Origin of the sequence: Mycobacterium neumannii, assembly GCF_002245615.1 — a bacterium.
GTDB lineage: Bacteria > Actinomycetota > Actinomycetes > Mycobacteriales > Mycobacteriaceae > Mycobacterium > Mycobacterium neumannii_A.
The window spans coordinates 1-21,944 of sequence record NZ_NKCO01000033.1; the positions used below are offsets into that span (position 1 = coordinate 1).

General features: G+C 65.9%; 23 protein-coding genes. 3 read left to right on the forward strand and 20 right to left on the reverse strand.

What is annotated here, in order from left to right:
- Positions 1-300: 300 nt before the first annotated feature.
- Positions 301-1,554 (reverse strand): UDP-N-acetylglucosamine 1-carboxyvinyltransferase, encoded by a 1,254-nt coding sequence (gene murA / locus CEX88_RS24315; RefSeq protein WP_064397820.1) that lies wholly within the window; start codon positions 1,552-1,554, stop codon positions 301-303.
- Positions 1,555-1,624: 70 nt separating this feature from the next.
- On the opposite strand from murA, the gene CEX88_RS24320 reads away from it, so the two are divergent.
- Positions 1,625-2,203: a cob(I)yrinic acid a,c-diamide adenosyltransferase gene (locus tag CEX88_RS24320; protein WP_094295444.1), complete on the forward strand. Its 579-nt coding sequence runs from the start codon at positions 1,625-1,627 to the stop codon at positions 2,201-2,203.
- Here the strand turns inward: CEX88_RS24320 and CEX88_RS24325 are convergent.
- From CEX88_RS24325 to fadD1, 16 genes are all read right to left on the reverse strand, one after another.
- Positions 2,200-2,646 (reverse strand): DUF2550 domain-containing protein, encoded by a 447-nt coding sequence (locus CEX88_RS24325; protein ID WP_066842442.1) that lies wholly within the window; start codon positions 2,644-2,646, stop codon positions 2,200-2,202. The genes CEX88_RS24320 and CEX88_RS24325 overlap by 4 nt on opposite strands.
- Positions 2,647-2,685: 39 nt before the next feature.
- Positions 2,686-3,051 (reverse strand): F0F1 ATP synthase subunit epsilon, encoded by a 366-nt coding sequence (locus CEX88_RS24330; protein WP_064397815.1) that lies wholly within the window; start codon positions 3,049-3,051, stop codon positions 2,686-2,688.
- Positions 3,052-3,053: 2 nt separating this feature from the next.
- Positions 3,054-4,580: a F0F1 ATP synthase subunit beta gene (gene atpD, locus CEX88_RS24335; RefSeq protein WP_066842443.1), complete on the reverse strand. Its 1,527-nt coding sequence runs from the start codon at positions 4,578-4,580 to the stop codon at positions 3,054-3,056.
- A 21-nt stretch (positions 4,581-4,601) separates the two neighbouring features.
- The gene (locus CEX88_RS24340; RefSeq protein WP_064397811.1) at positions 4,602-5,528 is read right to left on the reverse strand and encodes a F0F1 ATP synthase subunit gamma; all 927 of its coding nucleotides are present in this window, start codon (positions 5,526-5,528) and stop codon (positions 4,602-4,604) included.
- 13 nt (positions 5,529-5,541) lie between these two features.
- Positions 5,542-7,188 (reverse strand): F0F1 ATP synthase subunit alpha, encoded by a 1,647-nt coding sequence (gene atpA / locus CEX88_RS24345; RefSeq protein ID WP_064397810.1) that lies wholly within the window; start codon positions 7,186-7,188, stop codon positions 5,542-5,544.
- A gap of 79 nt (positions 7,189-7,267) precedes the next feature.
- The gene (locus CEX88_RS24350; RefSeq protein ID WP_094295445.1) at positions 7,268-8,599 is read right to left on the reverse strand and encodes a F0F1 ATP synthase subunit B/delta; all 1,332 of its coding nucleotides are present in this window, start codon (positions 8,597-8,599) and stop codon (positions 7,268-7,270) included.
- Positions 8,600-8,602: 3 nt separating this feature from the next.
- Positions 8,603-9,121, reverse strand: a complete 519-nt coding sequence (locus tag CEX88_RS24355) for a F0F1 ATP synthase subunit B (RefSeq protein WP_064397807.1) — start codon at positions 9,119-9,121, stop codon at positions 8,603-8,605.
- An 8-nt stretch (positions 9,122-9,129) separates the two neighbouring features.
- On the reverse strand, positions 9,130-9,378 hold the full coding sequence (locus CEX88_RS24360) for a F0F1 ATP synthase subunit C (protein ID WP_064347125.1): 249 nt from the start codon (positions 9,376-9,378) through the stop codon (positions 9,130-9,132).
- A gap of 65 nt (positions 9,379-9,443) precedes the next feature.
- Positions 9,444-10,199: a F0F1 ATP synthase subunit A gene (atpB, locus tag CEX88_RS24365; protein WP_064397804.1), complete on the reverse strand. Its 756-nt coding sequence runs from the start codon at positions 10,197-10,199 to the stop codon at positions 9,444-9,446.
- Positions 10,199-10,651 carry an ATP synthase subunit I gene (locus tag CEX88_RS24370; protein WP_094295446.1) on the reverse strand — a complete coding sequence of 151 codons (453 nt, stop codon included), beginning with the start codon at positions 10,649-10,651 and terminating at the stop codon, positions 10,199-10,201. Before CEX88_RS24370 ends, atpB begins: the two co-directional genes overlap by 1 nt.
- Before the next feature lie 236 nt (positions 10,652-10,887).
- The gene (locus CEX88_RS24375; RefSeq protein ID WP_068194543.1) at positions 10,888-12,096 is read right to left on the reverse strand and encodes a glycosyltransferase family 4 protein; all 1,209 of its coding nucleotides are present in this window, start codon (positions 12,094-12,096) and stop codon (positions 10,888-10,890) included.
- A gap of 11 nt (positions 12,097-12,107) precedes the next feature.
- On the reverse strand, positions 12,108-12,761 hold the full coding sequence (locus tag CEX88_RS24380; RefSeq protein WP_094295447.1) for an L-threonylcarbamoyladenylate synthase: 654 nt from the start codon (positions 12,759-12,761) through the stop codon (positions 12,108-12,110).
- A gap of 22 nt (positions 12,762-12,783) precedes the next feature.
- Positions 12,784-13,647, reverse strand: a complete 864-nt coding sequence (gene prmC / locus CEX88_RS24385) for a peptide chain release factor N(5)-glutamine methyltransferase (protein ID WP_094295448.1) — start codon at positions 13,645-13,647, stop codon at positions 12,784-12,786.
- Positions 13,644-14,735, reverse strand: coding sequence for a peptide chain release factor 1 (prfA, locus tag CEX88_RS24390; RefSeq protein WP_068194489.1), 1,092 nt, complete (start codon positions 14,733-14,735; stop codon positions 13,644-13,646). Before prfA ends, prmC begins: the two co-directional genes overlap by 4 nt.
- 87 nt (positions 14,736-14,822) lie before the next feature.
- On the reverse strand, positions 14,823-15,101 hold the full coding sequence (rpmE, locus tag CEX88_RS24395; protein WP_066842455.1) for a 50S ribosomal protein L31: 279 nt from the start codon (positions 15,099-15,101) through the stop codon (positions 14,823-14,825).
- A gap of 216 nt (positions 15,102-15,317) precedes the next feature.
- Entirely contained in the window at positions 15,318-16,886 is a 1,569-nt protein-coding gene (fadD1, locus tag CEX88_RS24400; RefSeq protein WP_094295449.1) for a fatty-acid--CoA ligase FadD1, read from the reverse strand.
- 101 nt (positions 16,887-16,987) lie between these two features.
- On the opposite strand from fadD1, the gene CEX88_RS24405 reads away from it, so the two are divergent.
- A complete protein-coding gene (locus CEX88_RS24405; protein ID WP_094295450.1) occupies positions 16,988-17,593 on the forward strand; it encodes a TetR/AcrR family transcriptional regulator in 606 nt (201 codons plus the stop codon).
- Between the two features lie 3 nt (positions 17,594-17,596).
- On the opposite strand, the gene CEX88_RS24410 is transcribed toward CEX88_RS24405, so the two are convergent.
- Positions 17,597-18,187, reverse strand: a complete 591-nt coding sequence (locus CEX88_RS24410; protein WP_094295451.1) for a maleylpyruvate isomerase family mycothiol-dependent enzyme — start codon at positions 18,185-18,187, stop codon at positions 17,597-17,599.
- 68 nt (positions 18,188-18,255) lie between these two features.
- Between CEX88_RS24410 and CEX88_RS24415 the strand changes: the two genes are divergently transcribed.
- A complete protein-coding gene (locus CEX88_RS24415) occupies positions 18,256-18,705 on the forward strand; it encodes a MarR family winged helix-turn-helix transcriptional regulator (protein WP_094295452.1) in 450 nt (149 codons plus the stop codon).
- A 60-nt stretch (positions 18,706-18,765) separates the two neighbouring features.
- On the opposite strand, the gene rho is transcribed toward CEX88_RS24415, so the two are convergent.
- Positions 18,766-20,703 carry a transcription termination factor Rho gene (gene rho, locus CEX88_RS24420; protein ID WP_094295453.1) on the reverse strand — a complete coding sequence of 646 codons (1,938 nt, stop codon included), beginning with the start codon at positions 20,701-20,703 and terminating at the stop codon, positions 18,766-18,768.
- Positions 20,704-20,999: 296 nt separating this feature from the next.
- Complete coding sequence (gene thrB, locus CEX88_RS24425) at positions 21,000-21,944, reverse strand: homoserine kinase (protein ID WP_094295454.1); 945 nt, start codon at positions 21,942-21,944, stop codon at positions 21,000-21,002.

Consider the following 21,944-nt stretch of genomic DNA (forward strand, 5'->3'; position numbering starts at 1 on the left):
CAAACAGACACCAAAAACTGGCATCAAAAAACACCACACCCACAAACGGGAAAACAGGGCATGGCAAAAAACAACAACAAACAAAAACCACCAAACACACTATTGAGTTCTCAAACAACACACCCGCTTTTGGGGCAACCCTGCCAGTCTATACCGATCTGGACAGAGACGTCAAACCCCGTCCGCCAGTCCGATTGGCCTGGGGCCGTGGGCTTCTCATAAGAGGATACGCCAGTTCCGGACAAACCCCAAAGCGGGTTCCGGGGATAGGGGCAGTGCGCGCCAGCCCGGCGGCGCCGGTCAGGCTACGCGCTCGATTTCCGCGCCCAAGCTCTGCAGATTCTCGACAAACAGCGGATAACCGCGGTCGATGTGGAAGACGTCGTGGACCTCGGTATCGCCGTCGGCGACCAGCCCGGCCAGGACGAGCCCGGCACCGGCCCGGATATCGGACGACCAGACCGGCGCACTGGAAAGCTGCGGGATACCCCTGACCACCGCGTGATGGCCGTCGGTCCTGGCGTCGGCTCCTAGGCGCACCATCTCCTCGACGAATCGGAAGCGGGCTTCGAAGACGTTCTCGGTGATCATCGACGTGCCGTCGGCGATCGACGCCAGGGCGATCGCCATCGGCTGCAGGTCCGTCGGGAAGCCGGGGAACGGAAGCGTCGCGACGTTTACCGCCTTCGGACGCTCGTACTGGACCACCCGGAACCCGTCGTCGGACTGCGTCACGGTGGCGCCGGCGTCGTGCAGCTTGTGCAGGACCAGCTGCAGGTGCTGCGGGTCCACGCCGGTCACGGAGATGTCGCCGTGCGTCATCGCGGCGGCGATCCCCCACGTCGCCGCCACGATCCGGTCGCCGATCACCCGGTGCTCGGTTGGATGCAGTCGGTCAACGCCGGTGATCGTCATGGTCGGGGTGCCCGCGCCGGAAATCTGGGCGCCCATCTGGTTGAGCATCGCGCAGAGATCGACGACGTCGGGTTCGCGGGCGGCGTTGTGGATGGTCGTGACACCCTCGGCGACGACGGCCGCCATCAAGATGTTCTCGGTGGCACCAACGGATGGAAACTCCAGCTGGATCTCGGCGCCGCGGAGGTGGTCGGCCTCGGCCACCACGCAACCGTGCTCGATGTTGCACCGCGCACCCAGCTGGCGCAGGCCTGCCTGGTGCATGTCCAACGGTCGTGAGCCGATCGCGTCGCCGCCCGGCAGCGCGACCTTGGCACGCTTGCACCGGCCGACGAGCGGTCCCAATACGCACACAGAAGCGCGGAATTGACGAACGGCGGCAAAGTCGGCGTCGTACTTGGGTTCGTCGGGCGAGGTGATTCGGACGACGTCGCCGTTCAGCTCGACGGTGGCCCCGAGACCCCGTAGCACCTCGGCCATCAGCGGTACGTCGAGGATGTCCGGACAATTTGTGATCGTGCTGGTGCCTTCAGCCAGCAGGGTCGCGGCCATCAGCTTCAAGACGCTGTTCTTTGCTCCCCCGACGGCAACTTCGCCAGATAACCGGTTTCCGCCGGTCACCACGAATCGCTCGCTCACGCGGGTAAGTCTAAACAGCGCCGCGGGCCATGTCAGTTTCCTCGGCTACGGGTTCCGGTACGGTTTGACCATGGCGGTCCATCTCACCCGGATATACACGCGTACGGGCGATGACGGCACCACGGGCCTGAGCGATTTCAGCAGGGTGTCAAAGAATGACGCCCGCCTCGTGGCGTATGCCGACTGCGACGAAGTCAACGCCGCCATCGGCGTCGCCATCGCCCTGGGAAATCCCAGCGAGCAAACGTCGAAGGTACTCAAGCAAATTCAGAACGACCTCTTCGATGCGGGCGCCGACCTTTCGACTCCGGTGGTCGAGAACCCCGAACACCCGCCGCTGCGAATCACCCAAAGCTATATCGACCGACTGGAAGCCTGGTGCGACGAGTTCAACGAGCCGCTTCCCCCGCTGAATTCGTTTGTGCTGCCCGGCGGTACTCCCCTATCGGCCTTATTGCACGTGGCTCGCACGGTTGCCCGCCGCGCTGAGCGATCGGCCTGGGCAGCGGTCGAGTATCACGGCGATTCGATCACCGTGCTACCCGCGAAATACCTGAACAGGCTGTCGGACCTGCTCTTCATCCTGTCCCGCGCTGCCAACCCACAGGGCGACGTGCTGTGGCAACCGGGCGGTCCGGCAACGGATTAAAAGCTTCGGCGCCGCGCGCGAGGCGACGGCCGGGACTCCAGCCATGACAGAAACGCCGTCAGCGCACCACGATCCAGCGCGATCTCGTAGCCGCGACGACGTTCAGGGCTGGTATCGCGCAGCTCCAGCACCACGATTTCGTCGGTCATGATGTCGTACTCGTCGCCGCGCGGACCGCGGCGCGACACGATCTCCAGGCCGCGGCGGCTCAGCCGGCGGTCGGGCCACCAGCGCAGACTCGACAACCGATAGAAGCCGGCTTCGCCACCGCGATAACGCATTACACCGTGACGCCAGCCCTGGCCACCGACAGCCGGCACGTCCCGCAAAATCCCTGCGGTACCGCCTACCTGCCGTAGCTTCCACAGCCGGTAGAACAGCGCGATCACGACAAAAAGCAGCACGCAGATCAGCGCGACCATGACGAACATGAGCGCGCTCATCTGTCTATCCCATCGCTCCGCTCGCCCAGGTGCCGACCGCTAGTCGATCTGGCCCAGGGCGCGAAGCCTGGCTCGACCTTTTGCCGCGACTGCGGGATCGTCGGATTCGGAGTCCTGCCGCGCACGGTCGCTATCGATCTCGGACTCGAGTTCGGCGGACTCCGCAAGGATGATCACGCCTTCACCGGTGACCGACATGAATCCGCCGTCGACGGCGATGCGCAGATCCTCCTCGCCCTCTCGCTCGACGCGCACCATGGCGTCGTCGACGAGCTGAGCAACCAACGGGATATGGCGGGGCAAGATGCCGATCTCACCCGCAGTGGTGCGGGTGAACACGAACGTCGCCTTGCCCGACCAGATTTCCCGCTCGACGGCGACAATGTCGACGTCCAGATCTGCCATCGCTATTCGTCCTTGTCGGAATCGTCGCCCTTGTCGGCGTCGCCGTTCGAGTCCTTCTGAGCGGGGGCGCCATCACCGCCGCCGGAATCCATCTTGGCGCCGAGGCTTTCTGCCTTCTTCTCCAGATCCTCGAGACCACCGATCAGGAAGAACGCCTGCTCCGGCAGATGGTCGAAGTCGCCCTTGGTCAACTTGTCGAACGCTTCGATGGTTTCCTTCAGCGGAACCGTCGAGCCGGGCTGCCCGGTGAACTGCTCGGCCGCCATCATGTTCTGCGACAGGAAGCGCTCGATCCGGCGGGCGCGCTGCACCAGCTGCTTGTCCTCTTCGGCCAACTCGTCGATACCGAGGATCGCGATGATGTCCTGAAGGTCCTTGTAGCGCTGCAGGATTCGGATGACCTCTTGGGCGACGCGGTAGTGCTCGTCGCCGACCACGCTCGGATCGAGGATCGTCGAGCTGGAAGCCAGCGGGTCCACCGCCGGGAAGATGCCCTTGGAGAACACCGAACGGCTCAACTCGGTGGTCGCGTCGAGGTGGGCGAACGTCGTCGCCGGGGCCGGGTCGGTGTAGTCGTCGGCGGGCACGTACACGGCCTGCATCGAGGTGATCGAGTGGCCTCGGGTCGAGGTGATGCGCTCCTGCAGCTCACCCATCTCGTCGGCCAGCGTCGGCTGATAGCCCACCGCCGAGGGCATGCGGCCCAGCAGCGTCGAAACCTCCGAACCCGCCTGGGTGAATCGGAAGATGTTGTCGATGAACAGCAGCACGTCCTGGCCCTGCTCGTCACGGAAGAACTCGGCCATCGTCAACGCGGACAACGCGACTCGCATACGAGTGCCCGGCGGCTCGTCCATCTGGCCGAACACCAGCGCGGTGTCCTTGAGCACGTCGGCGTCGGCGAGCTCGACCCACAGGTCGTTGCCCTCGCGGGTGCGCTCACCCACGCCTGCGAACACCGACGTACCGCCGAAGTTGCGGGCGATGCGGTTGATCATCTCCTGGATCAGAACGGTCTTGCCGACGCCGGCACCACCGAACAGTGCGATCTTGCCGCCGCGGACGTAGGGGGTCAGCAGGTCGACGACCTTCAGACCCGTCTCCAGCATCTCGGTCTTGGGTTCGAGCTGATCGAACGCCGGCGGCTTGCGGTGGATCGACCAGCGGTCGAAATCCTTGCCGTAGCCGGGCTCGTCAAGGCAGTCGCCCAACGCGTTGAACACGTGGCCCTTGACGCCGTCACCGACCGGCACCGAGATCGAGCTGCCGGTGTCGGTCACCTCGACACCACGCACCAGGCCGTCGGTCGGCTGCATCGAGATGCAGCGCACGAGGTTGTCGCCGAGGTGCTGGGCGACCTCGAGGGTCAGCGTCTTGGCCAGGTCCTTGTAACCGATCTCGGCGTGCAGCGCGTTGAACAGTTCCGGCACGGAACCGCGCGGGAACTCGACGTCGACGACGGGGCCGGTGACACGTACGACGCGACCCGCGGTGTCGGTGCTGGTCGCTTTTTCAGCAGTAGCAGTCATTGTCTTCTTCGCTTTCTGGGGCTACTTCTTGGCGGCGTCCGCAAGCGCGTTCGCGCCACCGACGATTTCGCTGATTTCCTGGGTGATCTGAGATTGCCGTTCGCGGTTGGCCATCAGGGTCAGGTCCTTGATGAGATCGTCGGCGTTGTCAGTCGCCGACTTCATGGCGCGCCGGCGAGAAGCCGACTCCGACGCCGCCGCCTCGAGCAGCGCGGCGAAGATGCGGGTCGAGATGTAGCGGGGCAACAGGGCGCCGAAGAGGGTCTCGGCATCCGGTTCGAAGGAGAACAGCGTCTGCAGTCCGGGGTCTTCTTCGCTGTACTCCACCACCATCGGTGCGATCCGGCGTGCGATCGCCGACTGCGACAGCATCGACCTGAATTCGGTGAAGACGATGTGCAGTTCGTCGACTCCGAGGACGTTGTCGGCACCGGGGTCGTCGCCTTCGTCGTCCATGCCCGCCGTGAACGCGTCCACCAGCGTGCTTGCGATCTCCTGAGCGTTCTCGTAGTCGGGCCGCTCGGAGAACCCGGTCCACGACTCCTGGATGTCCCAGTTGCGGAAGCTGTAGTACCCGAGAGCTTTACGGCCCACCACGTACAGGATCGGTTCCTTGCCCTCCGAACGAAGAAGGGCAAACAGCTCCTCGGACCTCCGGAAGATGTTCGCGTTGTACGCACCGGCCAGACCTCGGTCCGACGACACCACCAATACGGCGGCCCGCCGGGGATTCTCACGCGGGACCAGCAGTGGGTGATCCAGTGCGCTCGCGCTGGCGAGTTCGGTGAGCATGTTTGTGATCTCGCGGTCGTAGGGCCGAGCCGCCTCGACTCGGGCCTGCGCCTTGGCGATTCGCGACGTCGCGATCAGCTCCTGGGCTTTGGTGATCTTTTTGATCGAGCCCGCGGAGCGGATGCGGCCGCGCAATTCGCGCAGTGTGGCAGCCATCTGTGTTCAGGCCTTACTTCTTCTTCGGTGCGGGCTTGCGGACCTTCACCGATTCCTTTTCGACGTCTTCCTCGTCCATCGCCTCGACATGCTCGTCGGGCACGACCGAGCTGCCGTCGGTGGTGGCGAAGCCCTTCTTGAAGTCGTTGACGACTTTTTCGAGCTTCTCCTCCAGCTCCTCGGAGAGCTTCTTGCTCTCCCGGATCTCCTTGAGGATGCCCTCCTGCGACCCCTTCACGTGATCGAGGAATTCGCGCTCGAACTTCTGAACGTCTTCGACGGGAACCGAATCCAGGTGCCCCCTGGTGCCGAGGAAGATCGCGACGACCTGTTCCTCGACGGGCATCGGGCTGCTCTGCGGTTGTTTGAGCAACTCGACGAGCCGGGCGCCGCGGTCGAGCTGCGCCTTCGAGGTCTCGTCCAGATCGGAGGCGAACGCAGCGAACGACTCGAGTTCGCGGTACTGCGACAGGTCCAGACGCAGCGACCCGGCCACCTCCTTCATCGCCTTGATCTGTGCGGCGCCACCGACACGCGACACCGAGACACCGACGTTGATGGCCGGCCGCACACCCTGGTTGAACAGGTCGGTCTCCAGGAAGCACTGACCGTCGGTGATCGAGATGACGTTCGTCGGGATGTACGCCGAGATGTCGTTGGCCTTGGTCTCGATGATCGGCAGCCCGGTCAACGAACCGCCGCCGAGCTCATCGGAAAGCTTCGCGCAGCGCTCCAGCAGCCGCGAGTGCAGGTAGAACACGTCGCCCGGGTACGCCTCGCGGCCCGGCGGGCGACGCAGCAGCAGCGAGATCGCGCGGTACGCCTCGGCCTGTTTGGTCAGGTCGTCGAAGACGATGAGCACGTGCTTGCCGTCGTACATCCAGTGCTGAGCGATCGACGATCCCGTGTACGGCGCAAGCCATTTGAAGCCGGCCGAGTCCGACGCCGGCGCGGCGACGATCGTCGTGTACTCCATGGCGCCGCCCTCTTCGAGGGTCTGGCGCACGCTGGCGATCGTGGTGCCCTTCTGCCCGATCGCGACGTACACGCAGCGGACCTGCTGATCGGGATCGCCGGACTCCCAGTTCTGCCGCTGGTTGAGGATGGTGTCCACACACACCGCGGTCTTGCCGGTCTTGCGGTCGCCGATGATCAGCTGACGCTGGCCGCGACCGATCGGGGTCTGCGAGTCGATGGCCTTGATGCCCGTCTGCAGCGGCTCGCTCACGCCCTGGCGCTGCACCACCGACGGCGCCTGGAGCTCGAGCGCGCGACGTTCGGTCGTCTCGATCTCGCCGCGGCCGTCGATCGGTTGGCCCAGCGGGTTGACCACGCGACCGAGGAAGGCGTCGCCCACCGGCACCGAGAGGACCTCGCCGGTGCGCTTCACCTGCTGGCCTTCTTCGATCTTCTCGAAGTCACCGAGGATGACGGCGCCGATGCTGTGCTCGTCGAGGTTCAGCGCCACGCCCAGCACGCCGCCGGGGAACTCGAGCAGCTCCTGGGTCATCACCGACGGGAGACCCTCGACGTGAGCGATACCGTCGCCGGCGTCGATGACGGTGCCGATCTCTTCGCGCTCGGTGTCCGCCTCGAAGCCGGAGACATACTCCTCGATCGCGCCCTGGATCTCATCCGCCGAGATCGTCAACTCTGCCATGGTCTTCTCCTCTTCGCGCGAGCGCTCATCGGCGGCTTTCTCGCTTTCCTACTTCGTGTGTGGGTCTTGGTGTGGTGGGTCAGTCGGGTAAACGGGTCTCGGCCGCCGCCAGCTTCGACGCCAGCGAGCCGTCGATCACCTCGTCGCCGACGGCGATCGTCAGGCCGCCGAGCAGTTCGGGGTTGACGTCGAGCTGAATCGACACCGGCCGGTCGTAGATACGGGTGAGCAGTTCGGTGAGCCGCTCGCTCTGGGTGTCGCTGAGCTCAGCGGCCGCGCGAACCTGCGCCACGACCTCGCCGCGCCGCGAGACGGCCAGGTTCGCCAGTTCGCGAACGGCCTCGTCGGCGCGCTCCCCGTGCAGCAGATCGAGCGTCTGACGCAGCAGGTCGGCGGTGTTCTTGCTCGCCCGTCGCCCAAGCACGTTGTTCAGCAACCCGATTCGTCCCTCGAGCGGGGCGGTGTACTCGCCCAGCAACGAGATCAGGCGCGGCTCGGAATCGAGGATGCGGCTGAACCGGAACAGCTGATCTTCGACGTCCTCGATCTGACCCTCCCCCTCGGCTCGCACAAGAAGCGCCAGCCGGGCGACGTGCTGGATGCTGTGAATCAGATCGGAGGTGGCCGACCACCGCTGCGACACAGCGGTTTTGACCAGGTCGAGCGCAGAGTCGGAGACCTGGCCCGAGAGCAGCCGCTCGACGAGCCGAACCTTGGGCTCGTCAGCGCTGGAGGGATCGGCCAGATGCCGGGAGAGCACAGGCTCGCGGCGCAACAGTTTCGAGGTGGACGCGAGATCGTCGGCCAGCCGCGTCAGCGCGTCCCCGTCCAGACCGTCGGCCACCCCGTCGAACCGCTCGACCAGCTGAGCCAGGGAGTCGCGGCTGGCGGCACGCAGCTTCGCCGTCACGACGTCGGTGAACGTCGTCGTCGACGGGGCCATCTCGTCGAGCTCGGCAAGGAAGCGGTCGACAGTCGCGGATTGTTCGGAGCTATCGGAGACGAAGTCGCGCACCAGGTCGCCTGCCCGCTGCACCGATTCGGCACCGAGGCTCTGCCGGAGCTCGCGAACGAGCTGCTGGCGCAGAAGCTGAACCTGTTGCGCCCCTAGCGTCTTGATGCGCTCCAGCTCGACGTCGGCCTGCGCGCGCAGTTGCTGGGCGATGATCTCGGCGTCCCTGCGGGCCTCTTCGATCACCTGTGCAGCCTCGGCCTTGGCCTGTTCCAGAGCTCTTGCGTGCTCGGTATCGGCGTCGGCCACCTTCTTCTCGGCCTCGGCGTGTTCGGTGAGCTGATCGCGGATCGTCTCCTGCTGGGTCCTCATCATGTTGCGCACCGGCGGCACGACAAACTTCACGATCAGGAACACAATGAGGACGAAGCCGATGAGCTGGCCGATAAAGGTCGACATTCGTCAGCGCTCCCGTCCTGTCGCGACCGGCACCGTGCGCGTAGCCACGTCGACGCCGAGCACCCGACTTGCGAGGTTGGCGGCCAACGTCTCCACCGACGACTGGAGATCGGTCGTCAGAGCCCGCGACTGCTGCGTGAGCTGTTCGTTCGCCTGCTGCAGAAGTGTCGAGACTTCCGCGTTGGCGCGGGCCCGCGCGTCGTCGACGATCTTGCGACCCTCTGCACGGGCCTCTTCACGGACCGACGTCGCCTCGCGGCGGGCGTCCGCCATCACGTTGCGATAGTCGGCGTCCGCAGCTGCCCTCAGTTGGGCTGCCCGTCGATTGTCCTCGGCCGTCTTGAACACCATCGCCTCGCGCTCGTGCAGGACCCGAGAAATCGGGGGCACGACCCACTTGGCGATCACTCCGAGCACGATCAAAAAGATCAGCAGCACGAAGATGAAGGTGCCGTTGGGGATGAGGAAGTTGCTCTGACCGCCTCCCTCAGCCGCCAACAGAACGACGTTCGAGTCAGCCATGGCCGGCTTTAACCTCCGACCGGCGTGGCGAACACGAACAGCGCCATGAACGCCAGGTTGATGAAGTACATGGCCTCCACCAGACCCACCGTGATGAAGAACGGCACGAACAGACGACCCTGAGCTTCAGGCTGGCGGGCTACGCCGTTGACCAGAGCGCTACCGACGACACCGTCGCCGATCGCAGCACCGATGGCGCCGCCGCCCAGAAGAAGTCCACCGCCGATGAGCGCTCCGGCAGCGATAGTGGGATCCATTCCTTATCCTCCTTGATTTCTGGTAGCAGTCCTACCAGGTGGTTTTGTCGAGCATTTACGCGTGGTCAGTGATGTTCATCCTCAAGCTCCATCGACTGACCGAAGTACAAGATCGTCAGCAGCGCGAAGATGAACGCCTGGATGGCGCCGATGAACAATTCGAACGACTTCCATAGGGCATTCGGTGCCCACAGAATGTATGCCGGAAACAGGGCGATGATCGTGACCATGATGCCGCCGGCGAAGACGTTGCCGAAAAGTCGGAGTGACAACGAGACTGGCTTGGCGAGCTCTTCGACGAGGTTGATCGGGGCGAGGAACGACACGTGCCCCTTGAGCAGTCGCACGGGGTGGCCGAGCGGACCGCGGCGCCAGAACCCGGCGGCGTGGTAGCAGATGAATACGAACAGGCCGAGCGCCAACACAAAGTTGATGTCGGCGGCCGCGGGTTTGAGCAGTTCGTGAATCCCGGTCTCGTCGCTGTACTGCCACGGAAAGACCGACAGCCAGTTCGCGATCAGGATGTAGACGAACAGCGTCACCGCGAGAGGCAGCACGAACGGCGCGATCTTCATACCGATCGCGGACTCGACCTGGTTGCGCACCTGGACGGTGATGGCTTCCCAGAAGAGCTGCACTCCGCTGGGCACACCGCTCGACGTCACCTTCGCGCGCAGGTAGAACGCGAGCGCCAGCACGATCACCGCGGCGATCGACGCGGAGAGCAACGTATCGGTGTTGACAGTCAGCCCAAACCAATTGGCCTCGGTATGCGTGCCGACGTGAATTCCGGAGTCGGCGGCGAGGATGGTTTCGGTCATTACTGGGTGGCCTCCCCTTGGGATCCAACGGTGTCAGTCGGGCTGCCTGCGCGCAGTTTCCGCGCAACGGGCACGGCGGTCGTGAACACGAGCAGCATCTGGAACAACGCCATTCCGAAGACCACACCCAGTCCCTCGGGCCGGAACGCAAATGCGATCACCAGGCCGATCACCGTCAGGACCATCAAGCGGACGGCGGAGTTCACGGCCATTTTGCTCTTCAGCGGGTGAGCGTGGGCGGTGATCCGCAGGGCCGATCGTCGTACCAGAATTGCGTTGAACAAGCCGAGGCCCAAGCCGATGCCGAAGAAGATTCCGACCATCGGATGGCCGAGCAGGGCGGTTGCCACCGTGGCGAGCACGGTCAGCGCAAAGCAGATCACCGAGAGCCGTAACGGGCGGAACGCAACGGATGGCAACACCAATGGCGCATCTTGCGCTGGCGTCGTCACAACTTCACCTCAATCCGCGGTTCACGGTGGCTGCCCCGATGATTTGCGTGCATGCGCCCTGAGCGTATCGGAGGGCGTTTGGCTCGCTGGAATCACCCACGGGGCAGCTCCCTTTGTCGGTCGTGGTTCCGTTCCGATCGGTGGTGTACCGATGGCCCGGGGGCCGGCAACCCGTGAGGTTTTTTCGGGTTCTGAATGCACCCTAACACATGGTGGGAGGCATAAAAGGGGGTCTACTACTTTTCGTCGTACATCGGCTGGAATTGGCCGTTTCGTCGACGGAGAAGAGGGATCAGGGTCACGACGACGGCGACGAGAATCGCGGCCAGCATGACGGCTCCGCTGTAGCGCGGATCGATGAAGATCGTGCTGGCCGCACCGAAGCAGACGATGGCCACCCACAGATAGATCACCAGGACGACTCGCCGGTGCGAATGACCGATCTGGAGCAACCGGTGATGCAGGTGCATCTTGTCCGGTGTCGTGAAATGCACGCCCGCGCGGGTACGCCGGATGATCGCCAGCAGGGTGTCGAGCGCGGGCACGAACATCACCGCGACCACGAGCAGGAACGGCGACAGCAGCGCGAAGACGTCGCGCACCCCGTACGCCGTCTGCGAGATGGGGCCCGCGGCGGTGGTGGCCGCCGCCGCCAGCATCAGGCCGATCAGCATCGACCCGGAGTCGCCCATGAAGATCCTGGCGGGGTGGAAGTTGTGCGGCAGGAACCCGAGGCACACCCCGGCCAGCACCACCGAGATCACCGCAGGCGGATAGAACAGGACATCGCCGCCGTGGTCGCGCAGCAGCCCGACGGAGAAGATGCAGATCGCCGATGCGGTGATCAGCCCGAGGCCGGCCGCGAGCCCGTCGAGCCCGTCGATGAAGTTCATCGCGTTGACGATCGACACCGTCAGGGCCAGCGTCAGCAGGATCGACGACACCTGATCCAAGACGATGGTGCCGACGCCGCCGATCGGGATGTAGAGCACGCTCCACGCCACCCCCATGGTGACGAGCACACTCGCCGCGGTGATCTGACCGGCGAACTTCGTCAGCGAGTCCAGGCCCCAGCGGTCGTCGATCAGGCCGACGACCATGATCAGCCCGCCGGCGACGACTACCGCGGGCATGCCCGTCGAGTAGACGAATCCCCGCGTCAGCGCAGGCAGTTGGGAGGCCAGCAGGACAGCGAACGCGACGCCGATGTACATGGCGAGCCCGCCCATCCGCGGGATGGGTTGCGCGTGCACGTCTCGGTCGCGCGGGATCGCGACGGCACCGAAGCGACGCGCCATGACCCTGACCCACCCGGTCGCGAAGTAGGTGATGATCGCGGCCGTCAGACCGACCAGCGCGAGCTCCCGGATCGGTACGCCCGCACCGCGATCGTTGAGTGCCAGCAGCGTGTCGGTGGCGTAGACCACCGGTGAACCGTACTGCACGAAAGCCAATCTCAGTCCGTCAAAGTCGTCGGCTCGACACCGAGCACGGTCGCGATCGCCTCCACACCGACCGGGCCTTCGCGTAGCAGGCGGGGGTGTGCGCCGGTGAGGTCGACGATCGTCGACGCGGCCTGCCGCTCGGATGGCCCTGCTTCCAGGTACACCTCGACTTGCTCGCCGAGTTGTTCGCGCGCCGCTTCTGCGGTGACGGCCGGGGGTTGTCCGGAGACGTTGGCACTCGAGACCGCCATCGGCCCGACTGCGCGCAGCAGTTCGATGGCCACCGGATGCAACGGCATGCGCAGCATCACGGTTCCGTGTGCATCGCCGAGGTCCCAATGCAGCGACGGCGCCTGGCGTACCACCAAGCTCAGCGCGCCCGGCCAGAAGGCGCGGATGAGTTCGCGTGCGCTGTTCGGCACGTTGTAGACCAGGCCCTCGATCGTGTGCCACGAACCGACCAGGACGGGCACCGGCATGTCACGGCCGCGCCCCTTGGCGGCGAGCAGGGCGGTGACGGCTTCACCGTCGAATGCGTCGGCGCCGACGCCGTAGACGGTGTCCGTCGGTAACACGACCAGACGGCCGCCTTTGAGCGCGCTGATCGCCGACGCGATACCGGACTCACGCTGGTCGGCGTCGGAGCAGTCGAACAACTGACTCATCCCGCGACTTCTCCTTCGGGCGTCATCTGGTCCTCCGCGCGGTCACGAACCGTGGCCGCCCGGTGAGGTCGTGCCGGGCGGTGATGTCGACGAAGCGCGTTGCGTGGCTGAACCGCTCGACGGTGCGGTCCGACGTCGTGTCGTCGTGCTCGACGGCCACAAGCCCGCCGGTGCGCAGCCACCGGCCCGCCAGGCCGACGATCGCCCCGATCACTCGCATCCCGTCCGGTCCCCCGAACAATGCGTGGGCCGGATCATGTTCGGCCACTTCGGGTTCCAGCTGCGCACCGTCGGGAATGTAGGGCGGGTTCGCGACGACGAGGTCGACCGAGCCGTCGAGTTCGGGCAGCAGCGCGGGTACGGTCACATCGGCGCAGACCACCTCGACGGCCGTTCCGGCGAGATTGCGTCGCGCGTATTGGAGCGCCGACTCCGAGTCGTCGACGGCGATGATGCGCGCGTCGGGCCGGTCATGCGCCAGCGCAAGCGCCAGCGCACCGCTGCCCGTGCACAGGTCGACGATCACCGGGGCATCGGGCAACCGTTGCGCCAGAGCCCATTCCAGCAAGGCTTCGGTCTCGGGGCGCGGGATGAACACACCAGGGCCGACGTGCACGTCGACCGGTCCGAACGCGGCGGTGCCGACCAGATGCTGCAGCGGGACGCGCCGGGCGCGCCGGGCGATGAGATCGTCGTATCGTTGCGCGAACTCAGGTCCGGCCTCGATGAACCGCAGACGGCCCCGGTCGGTGCCCAACACGTGCGCGGCCAGCAGTTCGGCGTCGACGCGCGGCGTGGCGACACCCGCTTCGGCCAGCACCGTCGCGGCGGCGTCGATGGTCTGGCTCAGCGTGGTGGATGCCGGCGCCGGGCTGGGCCGGGTCATGTGGCCTGCAGTCTCGCTTGCTTGTCGGCGGCGGCCAGCGCGTCGAACAGGTCGTCGAGGTCGCCGTCGAGCACCTGGTCGAGGTTGTGCGCTTTGAAGTTGATCCGGTGATCGGCGATCCGGTTCTCCGGGAAGTTGTAGGTACGGATGCGCTCGCTGCGGTCCACGGTGCGGATCTGGCTGGCGCGGTCGGCCGAGGCGTCGGCCTGCGCCTGCTCCTCGGCCATCGCCTGCAACCGCGCGGCGAGCACCTGCATCGCACGGGCCTTGTTCTGCAGCTGCGACCGCTCGTTCTGACAGGTGACGACGATGCCGGTGGGCAGGTGGGTGATGCGCACCGCGGAGTCGGTGGTGTTGACGCCCTGGCCGCCCTTGCCCGACGACCGGTAGACATCGACGCGCAGATCGGACTCGTCGATCTGCACCTCCTCGATCTCCTCGGGTTCGGGGTAGACGAGCACTCCGGCCGCGGAGGTGTGCACGCGGCCCTGCGACTCGGTGACCGGGACGCGTTGCACCCGGTGCACGCCGCCTTCGAACTTCAGCCGCGACCACACGCCGTCGGCCGAGTCACCCTTGCTCCGGATGGACAGCGTGGCGTCCTTGTAGCCGCCGAGGTCGGAGAAGGTCTCGTCGAGCACAGTGACGGTCCAGCCGTGGCGCTCGGCGTAACGGATGTACATCCGGGCCAGGTCGGCGGCGAACAGCGCGGACTCCTCGCCGCCCTCCCCCGACTTGACCTCGAGGACGATGTCGTCGGCGTCGTGCGGGTCGCGGGGTGCGAGCAGATCGGTCAGCTGGGTGTCGAGCTGCTCGACGGTGCCCACCAGCTCGTCGACCTCGGCCGCGAACGACGGGTCGTCGGCGACCAGCTCCCGTGCCGCCTCTAGGTCGCCGCGGGCCGCCTCGAGCTTGCGGTACGTCGCGACGATCGGCGACACCTGCGCGAAGCGCTTACTTACTTTGCGGGCGCGGGCGGCGTCGGCGTGCAGGTCCGGATCGCTGAGTTGGCGTTCGAGGTCGGCATGCTCGGCCAGCAGCGTGTCGATCGCTCCTCCCGACTGAGTCGGGGACTGCGCGCGAGCCATGTCGACCTCCTCTCCGTGGCCCCTCGCGAACGCAAACCGGCGCCCGGCCTGGCCGCTGATGCGGCAGAACGGGCGCCGGAAAGGACGCTACTTGTCCGCTGAGCCTTTGTCGGCGTTGTCGGCCGCGGCCTCGGTTTTTCCCGTCGCTGCGCTCGCCCCGGTGCGCTTGCCGTAGCGCTTCTCGAAGCGCGCCACCCGGCCGCCGCTGTCCAGGATCTTCTGCTTGCCGGTATAGAAGGGATGGCACTGCGAGCAGACCTCGACGTGAATCTGTCCGCTCTGCTTGGTGCTGCGCGTGGTGAACGTGTGGCCACAGCCGCAGTGCACCGTGGTCTCTACGTAATCAGGGTGAATACCCGTTTTCATGGTTTCCTCTTCGATCGTGGGCCCCGGGTCGCCCCTCCGTGCTGGAGGTGACGGGCGTGAACCGGAACCGAGGGTCGGCGGTCAATTATGCCAGCTAGGGCCACCAAGTGCCTAAACGCGTGCGCACCGGGCCGTATTCCGCTTCCACATTCGGCCGAACGTGGGTTACCGGCACGCGGCGGGGCCGGTTTGGCGTGCATATCCCCACATTCGCGCCTAGACAGGCTGGTACCTGCTGCCGTCGCGCCGCCACAGCGTCCTGCCGTCGGGTGTGACTCCTCGCGCCACGAGCTCACGCTTGAGGATCTTGTTGGTTGCGGTGCTGGGCAGGTCGTCGGCCAACCACACGTAGCGCGGCCAGGCCTTCGGCGAGAGGTCCCGCTGGGCTGCCAGGAAATGCTCGAACGTCTCCGGATCGAGGTCGGCGTCGTCCTGCAGCACCAGGGCGGCCATCACCTGGTCGCCGACGAGTTCGTCGGGCACCGGATAGACCGCGACGCGGTTGATCGCCGGCAACCGCAGCAGGATCCGCTCGATCGGCGCGGTCGCGAGGTTCTCGCCGTCGACCCGCATCCAGTCGGCCGTGCGCCCGGCCAGGTAGATGTAGCCGTCGGCGTCGCGGTAGGCCAGATCACCCGACCAGTACATGCCGTGGCGCATCCGCTCGTCGGTGGCTTCCCTGTCGTTGTAGTAGCCGCGGAACAGGCCGCTGCCGTCGGTGTTGACGAGTTCGCCGATCGCCAAATCGGCGTTGGTCAATGCGCCGTTCTCGTCGAACTCCGCCACCGGGCACTCGGTGACCGTGTCGCTGTTGTAGATTGCCACGCCTGGAAAGCCTTGTCCGATCGACCCTTTCGGTGTGTCGGGGGTGCGGGTGATGATCACGGCGTTCTCGGTCGAGCCGAAGCCGTCGTCGACGGTGACGTCGAAGCGTCGGCTGAACTGCTCGATGTCGCGGTCGGTGGCCTCGTTGCCGAATGCGACGCGCAGCGGGTTGTCGCGATCGTCGGGCTGCTCGGGTGTGGCCAGCACGTAGGCCAACGGTTTGCCCACGTAGTTCATGTAGGTCACGCCGTGGCGTCGGATGTCGGCCAGGAACCGGGACGCGGAGAACTTGGCGGGCACCATCGCGGCCCCGGCGACGAGTGCGGGTGCCCATCCGCCCACCACGGCGTTCGAATGGAACATCGGCATCGACAGGTAGCAGACGTCGCGCTCGGTGAGTTCGAACTTCTCGACCAGGGCGTTGCCCGCGAACAGCACCATCAGGTTGGCGACCTGGACCGCTTTGGGCTCGCCGCTGGTGCCGGACGTGAAGATCATCATGAATGTGTCCTCGACCGCGGCTTCCCGGTGCGCAACGCATGTCGTCGCGGTGGCCAGGAAATCGGACCAGGCGGTGGTGGAGGTGTCGAGCACCGTGACCCCCGGCAGGTCCAGGCCGTCGAGCAGCGGACGGTGCTCGGCGTCGGTGATCAGGAACTGGCAGTGCACCTTGGCGACGTCGCGCGCCAGGGCCTCACCGCGGCGTGTGGTGTTGATACCGCATACGACATAGCCCCCGAGGCCGGCCGCAGCCAGCGCGATCAGCATGTCGGGGGTGTTGCCGAGCAGGACGCCGACGTGCAGGGGACGGTCCTGGTCGGCGGCCCCGATGAGCGCGGCGGCCTGCGTCTTGGCCTCGGCGACGTACTGGCGGTACGTCCAGGCTCGGTCGCCGTACCGGATGGCGACGGTGTCGCGGTCGGCACGCTCGTTGAGCAGCTGCTGGAGCGTGTCCGCCATGGCTCACCTTCCGACAGTGAACAGATTCGCGATTGTGTCTACCATGACACAATGCTCCGATCGGCCCACTTGAGGGCGAGGTTAACGGAGGAGCCCACCCGGTGACGAGCGATGCCGCCACCAAGAGCGTCCACGATCGACTGATCGACGCGGCCGAGGTCTGCCTGCGCGCCAAGGGAATCCGCTCGACCACTGTGTCCGAGGTAGCCGAGGTGGCGGGGGTCTCCCGCGGTTGGCTGTATCGCCACTTTCCCGACAAGGTCTCGCTGCTGGGGGCGGCGATCGTGCGGCTCAACGAGGCCTATTGGTCCGAGGCGCACGAAATGCTCGAGCGCGTCGACGGCCTCGACCGGCAGCTCGCCGCCGGCGTCCTGCACGGGCGCACGGCCTATGACGACCCTGGCACGTTGTTGATGAAGCTGCGCATCGACGAGCCCGAGGAGTTCGCCGCGTGCGCGGGCGCCGGCGTCCAGGGCTTGGTGCCCGATCTGGCCGACTTCTGGTCTCGCTACCTGGTTACCGCGCGGGAGTCGGGCGAGATCCACCCCGACACGGATATCGCCGAGGCATCGGAATGGCTTGCCCGCGTGCTGATTTCGTTGGCAACGGTACCCGGTAAGACACTCGATCCCAGCGACGGCGACGCGGTGTTGCGGCACCTGCGCCGCTATGTCATGCCGGGACTGCGAGCCGACCCCGCCGTGTGATCTCTAGGCGACGTCGATGGCGACGGCGGGCCGGCCGACGAGCGTCATGAGGATGTCACGGATCGGCGCATCGACGCGTCGGCCCTGGCCGGCCTGGAAGTCGGCGTCCGTCGCGGCGAGTTGGACGCCACGAAAGCGTCGCTGCGCCTGGAAGGGAAAGCCCATCGTCCACACCCTTTCGGCCGCAGCGACCGCCGCGTCCACGGGCATGGGACGGTCGATCCCCAGAGGCACCGCGATGTCCTGGGTGTGCACCAACACATCCATCAACGGGTCGAGTTCGGCGGTGCCCGGCGGGCGTTTACGCGATCCCCGCATGGCGCGCAGCGCCGCGGTGAGCTCTGCAGGAGATCGGTTGTCCTGCACCGCTACTCGATAGATCATCGCGTTGATCCGAAAGCCGGATCGCAGCAGTTCGAACAACAATCTCGGTTTACCCGACGCGGAGTGTGTGATGTGCGCGGCCACATGACGAACGGTCCATCCCTCGCACAGGGTCGGTGTCGACCATTGTTCGGGTTCGAGGCCGTCGAGCATGTCGGCAAGGCCCGCGCGCTGTTCGTCGATATGCCGCCAGACGGTGTCGGATTCCACGCACGCCTCCTCCGGTTAGTCAGGTATCCTGACGAATATAGTCAGGTTTCCGTACTAAGGTCAATGGGGTGAGCGACTGGGTCAGCACGGCGACGTTGATGTTCATCGGCCATCGCGCTGCCGAGGCACGCGTCATGGAGGCATTAGTCGCGGCAGGTGCCGACGACATCACGCTCGCGCAGTCCAGGCTCATGCAACGCCTCGACCTGCGGCAGGTGAATTCGAGCGGAATGCGGCTCACCGATCTCGCCGAGCAGGCACGCGTGACCAAGCAGACCGCCGGCGCACTGATCGATCAACTGGAGCGGTCCGGCTATGTGGTGCGCACGACGGACCCCACGGATGCGCGCGCTCGGCTCGTCACATTGAGCGACAAGGGCATGGCGGTGTGCCGGGCCGCGGGCGAGGAGATCGCCAACGTCGAGGACGAGTGGCGACGCTACCTCGGTGAGCGCCGGTTTGAGCAACTTCGCGACGCACTGACGGCGCTGCGCGAGATCACCGACCCCTACCGGTGAGCGGTTTCGGTGCAACTCGTCGCGCTCAGCGCGACCGGCGGCACCGAAATCAACACGCGGTCAGTCGGCGTCCATGGAGCTCGGAGCGGTCTTGGAGACCTGCACCAGGAACTCGTAGTTGTTCTTGGTCTTGCGCAGCTGGCTCATCAACAGGTCGATGGCCTGGTGCGGATCCAGCCCCGACAACACGCGACGCAGCTTGTGCACGATCCCGAACTCGTCCGGCGAAAGCAGCAGCTCGTCCTTGCGGGTGCCGGACGGGTTGACGTCGACGGCCGGGAAGACGCGCCGCTCGGCTATCTTGCGGTCGAGCTTGAGCTCGGCGTTGCCGGTGCCCTTGAACTCCTCGAAGATCACCGTGTCACCGGTCGAGCCGGTCTCCACCATCGCGGTGGCGACGATGGTCAGCGAGCCGCCCTCTTCGATGTTTCGGGCCGCGCCGAGGAACCGCTTGGGCGGATACAGCGCAGTGGAGTCGACACCACCGGACAGGATGCGACCCGAGGCCGGTGACGCGTTGTTGTACGCGCGGCCGAGGCGGGTGATCGAGTCGAGCAGCACGACCACGTCCTTACCCTGCTCGACGAGCCGCTTGGCCCGCTCGATCGCCAATTCGGCGGCCTGGGTGTGATCGGACGGCGGCCGGTCGAACGTCGAGGCGATGACCTCGCCCTTGACCGAGCGCTGCATGTCGGTCACCTCTTCCGGACGCTCGTCGACGAGCACCACCATCAGGTGGCATTCCGGATTGTTGGTGGTGATCGCGTTGGCAATGTCCTGAAGGATCGTCGTCTTACCGGCCTTCGGCGGCGACACGATCAGCGCGCGCTGCCCCTTGCCGATCGGCATGATCAGGTCGATGACGCGGGTGGTCAGCTTCTCGGTGTTGGTCTCCAGGCGCAGCCGCTCGTTCGGGTAAAGCGGCGTGAGCTTGTTGAACTCGGGCCGCTTCTTGGCCTCCTCGACCGGCTTGCCGTTGACGGTGTCCAGGCGCACCAGCGGATTGAACTTCTGCCGCGGATTCTTGTCGCCGCCTTCTCCGTCTCGGGGCACGCGCACGGCGCCGGTCACGGCGTCACCGCGGCGCAGGCCGTTCTTGCGCACCATGTTCATCGAGACGTACACGTCGTTCGGGCCGGCCAGATAACCGGAGGTGCGCACGAACGCGTAGTTGTCGAGAACGTCGAGGATGCCGGCGACGGGTTGAACGACGTCGTCCTCACGCAGTTCGGTGTCGCGGTCACCGCCGCCGTCACCGCCACCGCGCTCACGGCGCCTGCGGTCCCGGAACCGGCGACCGCGACGACCGCCACGGCCTTCGCCGTCGTCGTCGTTGTTGTTGCCGCCTCCGCCACCGCCGCGGTTCTGGCCACCCTGCTGGTCGCCCTGCTGCTGGTCGGCGTCGGACTTGCTATCCGACCTGCTGGACTGGTCGCTCTTGCTGGACTGGTCGTTCTGGCGGTCACCGGTCTTGGCGTCCGCAGCTGCGTTGTCCGGCTGATTACCCGAGGCGTCGGGTGTGCCGGCTCCGCGCGACGCGCCACGACGCTCACGGCGCCGGGGCTGCTGCTCGGCGTCGGCATTCGAACCACGGTCGTCGCCGCTCTCGGTGCCCTGCTCGGCGTTCGGAGCGTTTTTGGCCGGTTCGGCGGTCTTGGCCTCGCTGGTCGCAGGAGCCTCGCCACCGGCGGAAGCCTTTCCGCGGCCGTTCGAATCGCCGCGCCGCTCACGGATGGCGGCGACCAGTTCGCTCTTGCGCATACCGGACGCGCCCTCGACGCCGATTTCCTTGGCCAAAGCGCGCAGTTCGGGCAGCACCATGGTCGACAAGGCGCCGCCGCGGTTGCCGGAAGCGACCTCGGCGGTCGGTGCGGTTTCCGCGGTCGGCGCGGCGTTCGGCGCGTCCGTCGCAGAAGTTGAAGAGTCTGAACTCACGGCGTTTGGCAGCTCACCGTTTTCGCTGCTGCCCCCAGCCGTGATCAGGTCCGTTTCAGTCACGGATGTCCTTTCTTTCCCTCGCAGAACGAGTCGTGCGGGGATTCGGTGCGATCAGTCGATCCACTGAACGCATGGGCCCCACCATTGCCCCTGCAACGGTGATGGCCGGGCCTCGCCGGTATACGGCGAACCGTCAATCCACGAGTAGACCACGGGGAAAATGGGTGGTGTCCTATTGTCGGCGCAGGTAGAGACGCTGCGATTGCCTGACGACAGCGAGAATATCCCGCATCGGGACGGGAAGCAAGAAAGACATGGGTGTCGTGTTGCTCCTGTGATTCCTGTTCCGACCGCTTTCAGCGCCGTGCTGCTGCGCCCGACATCCACTTCGCGCCGTCACCAATGGTCATGGGTTTGACGGTGAACCCGTTCGCGGTGCCGCACTCGAGAGCTTCTGTGGGCAACTCCGGTGACGTGCACAGTGCAAGTACCGAAGGACCCGCTCCTGAGAGCACCGCTGCCACGCCACAACGTCGCAGGACCCCCAGGTATTCCGCGGAAGCAGGCATGGCCGACGCCCGTTGCGGCTGATGCAGGACGTCTTCGGTCGCGGGCAACAGCAGGTCGGGCCGCGTTGTCAACGCGACCATCAGCAGGGCGGCCCTGCTCACGTTGAAGCGCGCGTCGGCATGGCTGACCTTCTCCGGTAGGAGCACGCGTGTCTCGGCGGTCGACGAGCGCTCGTCGGGTATCGCGACGAACAGGCGGATGTCGGGGTGCACCCGGATCGGCGCGGCGTCGAATCGGGGCGCCGACTCCGGTCCTTCCGTCCAGGACACCACGCCGCCGCCCAGCACCGCCGCCGAGGCGTTGTCGGGATGCCCTTCGAACTCCGAGGACAGCTGGACGAGGTCGTGTTCGGAAAGGATCTCCGAAGAAGTTTGCGCGGCAAGGCCGTTGACGACCGCGAGCCCGCTGACCACCGCTGCTGCCGAGGATCCGAGGCCTCTCGAGTGTGGGATGTCGTTGCGGCACCGCACCGTCATGCCGGGAGCGCTGATGTCCAACGCCTCGAGTCCTCGCTGGATGGCCCGCACCACGAGATGGCTCTCATCCAGCGGCACTTGTCCCCGGCCCTCACCTTCGACCTCGACCGTCAGACCGGAATCCGTTGTCTCGACCACGATCTCGTCGTAAAGGCCTAACGCGATGCCCAGGCTGTCGAAACCTGGGCCGAGGTTCGCGCTGGATGCCGCCACCACGGAGGTGGCCCTCAGTCCCGGCGGCAAAAGGTGAGTCAC